The sequence below is a fragment of the Peribacillus sp. P4_C12 genome (assembly GCF_056402095.1).
The window spans coordinates 1-4,733 of sequence record NZ_JBFUIB010000289.1 but is presented as its reverse complement, the minus strand read 5'-3'; the positions used below and the strand labels follow the sequence as shown (position 1 = coordinate 4,733).

Here is a 4,733-nt window from a genome sequence, read left to right as displayed (position 1 = left end):
GGAAAAAAGGTGATGAAGCCAGGACCGGAACGAGTCGTAGTGTTTCAAGAGGCAGGGTTATTTCCTTGGTTAACGGTACTTGAAAATGTTACATACGGATTGAAGTTAAAGAAAATGCCCAAAGAAGAGGCGAAATCGAAGGCATTAGACATTTTAAAAATGGTTCACCTCAGTCGCTATGTGGATTCCTATCCACATCAGCTCTCAGGGGGCATGAAACAGAGGGTAGCCATTGCAAGAGCGCTGGTTATGGAACCGGATATTCTGTTGATGGATGAGCCATTTTCTGCGCTTGATGAGCAAACGAGGATGGTCTTGCATAAAGAGCTGCTCGAAATCTGGAGAAAAACAAAAGTGACAATCTTTTTTGTTACCCATAATATTCGTGAGGCTGTTCAGCTTTCTGAAAAAATTATCGTCTTTGCAACCCGTCCCGGGAAAATTAAAGAGACGATTTCCGTCCCATCCATGAAAGATGGAGTTATGCCAGATAGTGTAACTTTGAACACTGAACAAAGGGTTCTATCGATCTTGCAGGAGGAAATTGAAAAAGTGTTGAAGGAGGAAATGGGGAATGATTACAGCTTTAAGACGAATCATATTCATCGCGATGATAGCGGGGATATGGGAAGTCACATCTAGACTTTCCAGTCTTCCAGATTTCATGTTTCCGAGCCTGACTCAAGTGTTGGAAACTCTGTTTAATGGACTAGTAAGCGGACAAATAACCGATGCTATCGGAAAAAGCCTTGGCCGTATCCTGATCGGCTTTACGATTGCCATTATAATAGGTCTAATATTAGGATATTTCATTTGGCGCTTTAAACTGGTTGAAGATACGCTTGGATTCGTCGTGACGGCTTTACAGTCCATACCGAGTATCGTTTGGTTCCCTTTAGCAATAATTTGGTTTGGATTGAATGATTTTTCGATTCTCTTTATCGTCACTATCGGCGCAACTTGGACGATGACCGTTAATGCAACCAGTGGATTCCGGAATGTGCCCCAGCTGTATCAACGGGTTGCCAAAACATATGGATCGACCGGATTTCATTTTCTACGTACCGTGATTTTACCAGCATCTGTTCCACAAATAATATCCGGGCTGCGAATTGCATGGGCATTTTCTTGGCGTGCATTGATGGCAGGTGAATTACTTGGCGGAGGCGGCGGTCTTGGACAATTGCTAGAAATGGGTAGATCGCTCGGACAAATGGATTTGGTCATCTCCGTAATGATCATTATCGCAATTATCGGAACAATCGTGGATAATGTTGTCTTCTCACGTCTAGAACGAAATGTTCAACTGAAATGGGGAGTAAATCAACGGTAGTTTAATAAGATTATAGTTTAAAAGGAGAGGGAAATATGCTGAGAAAATCATTTTTTGCCCTTATTATGTCTGTATTGTTAATCGGAATAGTAAGCGGATGCACACAATCCACAAGTAAAGAAGAGGGAAAAGGCACTGGGAAACAAACTGTGAAAATTGGATATTTTCCTAACTTAACTCACAGTGCAACGATCATTGCACTTGAAAAAGGCTTTTTTGAAGAAGAGTTCGGTGAAGATGTTAAGATTGAAACCAAAACAGTGGCTAATGGTGGTCTATTTATGGAAGCAATGGCTACAAACGCTATTGATGTCGGAACAGTTGGGCCTGGTCCATTACTCAACTTTTACGTTAAAAACCCGGAATACCACCTGATTTCTGGAGCTGTTAATGGCGGGGCCGTTCTTGTGTCTAGTGAGGGCAGCAAGGTAACGGATTTAAAAGATTTAGACGGTAAAAAAGTAGCGATTCCTGTTATAGGGAGCACACAGGATGTCATGCTTAGAAAAGCGCTTCAAGACGTTGACTTAAAACCGACTACTAACGGAGGAACAGTTGAGTTATATGCGGCAGCACCCGCTGACACAACAGCACTTTTTGTCCAAAAATCAGTCGATGCTGCAGCTACCCAGGAACCATGGGGATATGTATTGGAAAACCAGGCAAAGGGAAAGTTAGTGCTTGACTGGGATCAGTTTGCATGGGGAAAAGATTCACCAAACACGGTAGTGGCTGCAAGTCAGAAGTTCTTGGATAAAAAGGGGCTCGCCGCATCTTATTTGAAAGCTCACAAAAAAGCAGTGGATTTTATCCAAAACAATCCTGAAGAAAGCCAAGAATTAGTTATTAAGCATTTAAAGAAACTAACTGGAAAAGAATTAAGCAAAGAAGAAGTTACCTCTGCGTTTTCACGCTTAGAAGTAACAACGGAAGTTAATGAACAAGTTATTCAGGAAATGGCTGATATAAGCAAAGAAGCGGGATATGTTCCTAGCAGTGATATTAAGGGTATGATTGACTTATCTATTCTTAAAGAAGTATCCAAGTAATAAATGTAAAAAAACGCCTCAGCCGATTTTTGGCCTTGGGCGTTTTTTTTGTGCGCCTTAATAGATTTGAGAAATATTGAATGTTAAATTCGGTTTACATAGTAATGCGAAAATGTTTTTGCAAATCATATGAAAGTAATAAATGAATTCGAATATCAAGCGGAGAGGTTTGTAATGAGTCAAAAGAGTAGTCAAACAACCATTGCTTTGAATTTCCCAATAACTTCTTATGATAAATCTGAAAATTTTAACATTCTTAGTGGATGAACTGGGTAAAGTGGAGCTGAAGGCAGTTAAAAGATAAATGGTAGAGAGAGCTTCATGCCTTAGACTGATATAGTTTGAGGCTTTTTACTTTACCTAGGAGCAGGCAATTTTTCTCTAGAGCTTACTTTGGGCAAACTTGATTTAAGGCCTCAATAATATGATCTACTTCTTCCCACGAATGGATGGTTGCACCGGCAGCAAATGAATGCCCTCCTCCATTGAATTGCCGGGCAATTGAAGAGATAGGGATATTTCTTGAACGAATTCTGACACGGATTTCCGTCGGATATTCGATAAAGAACACCCAGATTTTGTTTCCTTTAATAGAAGAAAGGGTGTTAACTAAGTTTGAAGCTTCTACTCGGTCTACACCATACTTATTTAACAGTTCCTTTGTCATAATAAAGTAAGCTACCCCTTTATCGGTTACTTTGAAGCTCATAAGAATATCTTTTTGAAGCCTTGAAGAATTTTTAGTCTTTGTATTAAGAAGGTTATGGATTCTTTCTGGCTGAAAATTATAAGTTCGTAAGAGCGAAACCGTTTTTAAGGTCCTAGGAGAAGTATTTCCATTCAAGAAACGCCCTGTATCACTAATTATCCCTGCATAAAATGCTTTAGCTGCTTCTTTGTTTATTTTAAAATCCTCTTGAAAATTCAAAAATAAGTCAACAAGCATTTCACTTGCAGAGCTATAAGAAGGGTCAACCCAAGAAAGGTCACCGAATTGTTCATATTCGGGGTGGTGGTCAATTTTAATCAACATGTCCCCATGTGTATATCGGGAATCACTAATGCGTGAAGTGCTAGAAGTATCACAAACGATCACTAATGCACCCTTGTAAGTTTTATCAGGGATAACTTCCATTTTACTAATAAACAACAGGCTATCTACTTCTTCTCCTACCACATAAACCTCCTTGGAGGGATAGGAATGTTTAATTAGTTGTTGTAGCCCGACTTGTGATCCTATAGCATCCGGGTCCGGATTAATATGACGGTGAATGATAATAGTAGAATATTTCCTGATGGCTTTGACTATTTCGTTTTTTATATTTTCCATTTTGCCATCTCCCTTTGAATCTATAATTACCTCGTAGATCAATATTAGATTAAAAAAATTTAATATAGAAAAGAAAGCATGAACTAATGAATTTTATTTACATATAAAATTAGGTACTCTAATCATCACATGTCACAAGTGTAAAGGCAATTCCAAACACCATAAAATGAGTATAGAGAGATTTCAGAGTGTGTTAGGAATATCAATATTTCAAATTCATAATTAAATAGTTTAGAGAGGGGGACAATTAAATTAGCTATTATTAAGTAATAAACAAAATTATTGCAAAATTCAATTAATAGATTTATACTTAATCTACCAAACCGATGACGGCAAGTTACCTTGCTGCAAAGCCGGCTTGGTTTAAACTTAGAATTTATAAAATTGACTTTGTTCACTTGATCTTCCTTTGCCGGAAGACAAGCCATGGATAAGAGTCAGTGAAACGTTCAATGTAATAACATTGTTGGTTTTGCTGGCTCTTTTTGTGTATCCCGACAGTTAGAAAGGGGTGATAAAATGAATGGAGCTTTGGATGGAGTCCGGATTATCGATGTATCCCGTGTTTTGGCGGGGCCGTTTTGTTCAATGATTCTCGGAGATTTGGGAGCGGATGTAATTAAAATTGAGCATCATGAATCAGGTGACGAAACGAGAGGCTGGGGTCCACCGTTTGCCCAAGGAGAAAGCGCTTACTATTTATGCGCCAATCGAAATAAGCAAAGCATGACTTTGAATTTAAAGTCTGAAAAAGGGAAAGAGATTTTCCGTAAGCTGGTGTCTTCGGGGGATATAGTGGTTCAAAACTTTAAGACAGGTACCTTGGAAAAAATGGGGATAGGTTATGAGGAATTAAAGGAATTCAACCCCCAATTGATTATGGCCTCGATCACAGGATTTGGTTTAACCGGCCCTTATAAAGATTTACCTGGCTATGATTATATCATTCAAGCGATGAGTGGTTTGATGAGCATCACGGGAGAAACGGATGGGCGCCGACTTTCATGGGACTCCCATCCGT

Annotated in this window: 5 protein-coding genes; 4 read left to right on the top strand and 1 reads right to left on the bottom strand. The window is 39.2% G+C overall.

Annotated features, from left to right (window positions below; genetic code table 11):
- The 3 genes from AC1DUW_RS21260 to AC1DUW_RS21250 all read left to right on the top strand — a co-directional run.
- Window positions 1-642 (top strand): ABC transporter ATP-binding protein (locus tag AC1DUW_RS21260; RefSeq protein WP_477643387.1); only part of this gene is annotated, 642 nt, incomplete at its 5' end.
- Window positions 575-1,333 carry an ABC transporter permease gene (locus AC1DUW_RS21255; protein ID WP_053345034.1) on the top strand — a complete coding sequence of 253 codons (759 nt, stop codon included), beginning with the start codon at window positions 575-577 and terminating at the stop codon, window positions 1,331-1,333. The genes AC1DUW_RS21260 and AC1DUW_RS21255, both read left to right, overlap by 68 nt.
- 35 nt (window positions 1,334-1,368) lie before the next feature.
- Window positions 1,369-2,382, top strand: coding sequence for an aliphatic sulfonate ABC transporter substrate-binding protein (locus AC1DUW_RS21250; RefSeq protein WP_477643386.1), 1,014 nt, complete (start codon window positions 1,369-1,371; stop codon window positions 2,380-2,382).
- Window positions 2,383-2,770: 388 nt separating this feature from the next.
- On the opposite strand, the gene AC1DUW_RS21245 is transcribed toward AC1DUW_RS21250, so the two are convergent.
- Complete coding sequence (locus AC1DUW_RS21245; protein WP_053345036.1) at window positions 2,771-3,712, bottom strand: DHH family phosphoesterase; 942 nt, start codon at window positions 3,710-3,712, stop codon at window positions 2,771-2,773.
- A 519-nt stretch (window positions 3,713-4,231) separates the two neighbouring features.
- Here AC1DUW_RS21245 and AC1DUW_RS21240 point away from each other — a divergent pair.
- On the top strand, window positions 4,232-4,733 hold a 502-nt coding region (locus AC1DUW_RS21240; RefSeq protein ID WP_477643385.1), incomplete at its 3' end, for a CaiB/BaiF CoA transferase family protein.

Coding starts and splice junctions, on each gene's coding strand:
- AC1DUW_RS21255 (WP_053345034.1), top strand. CDS start 575: ATGATTACAGCTTTAAGACGAATCATATTCATCGCGATGATAGCGGGG.
- AC1DUW_RS21250 (WP_477643386.1), top strand. CDS start 1,369: ATGCTGAGAAAATCATTTTTTGCCCTTATTATGTCTGTATTGTTAATC.
- AC1DUW_RS21245 (WP_053345036.1), bottom strand. CDS start 3,712: ATGGAAAATATAAAAAACGAAATAGTCAAAGCCATCAGGAAATATTCT.